Annotated in this window: 1 protein-coding gene; it reads left to right on the top strand. The window is 33.3% G+C overall.

Features of this window, described 5'->3' with window-relative positions; all coding sequences use genetic code 11:
* Positions 1-79 precede the first annotated feature (79 nt).
* Positions 80-397, top strand: coding sequence for a hypothetical protein (locus Q1X33_RS16575; RefSeq protein WP_002326830.1), 318 nt, complete (start codon positions 80-82; stop codon positions 395-397).
* Positions 398-696 lie beyond the last annotated feature (299 nt).

The following is a 696-nucleotide window of genomic DNA, read 5'->3' on the forward strand; positions in this document are numbered from 1 at the left end:
ACAGCTTCACTTCCTCAAACGCCTAACAAAAATGGTTGTCAAAAAACTAAAAATCAAAAAAAGAAAAGAGGAAAAGAAAATGGAAAAAACAAAAAAATTACAATTAGAAGATTTTACAGAAAATGGGTTTTATGGAACACAAGAACAGCAATATCTAAAAGCTCAAGTAAGAGAAGAGCTAAAAGAGCAAGGCTTTATCATAGATAGCAGTTTTGAGGGCGATTTTAAAACATGGATAGGTGTATACGCAAGACCAAAAGATAAACCGACCTACTTAGACCCTCAAAACGATAAAGAAGCAGAAGAACAAGAGCAATATTCTATTAACGGCTTTAAACAAGATTTTAGCGAATGGTTTGAGTGGGAAATAAAAAATTTGAAAATTAAAGAAATGTAAAAAAAAAAGCCTAGCAAAAAAAGCTAGGTTTTTCTTTTAGGTAAAACACCAAAAAGAAAAACCTAAGAAGGATAAAATAAGTTGTTCCACTTGCGGTGCAGTTGCTCCTCGTTCCAAACCCAACTTATTTCTTTGCAAAGATATTTGTATTTGACTAACACCTTTCCTCGAATGGTAAAAGCTAACCGTTCGTTACTCTACCTCAGATACTTTCTTTTTTCAGTTGGTACATTTTGCAGTCTGTAACGTGTCACTTACTGTTTGTTACCTTAACATATCCAGTCGAAAACACAAGGGTA

The sequence above is a fragment of the Enterococcus sp. B2E4 genome, from assembly GCF_030499455.1.
Lineage (GTDB): Bacteria > Bacillota > Bacilli > Lactobacillales > Enterococcaceae > Enterococcus_D > Enterococcus_D casseliflavus.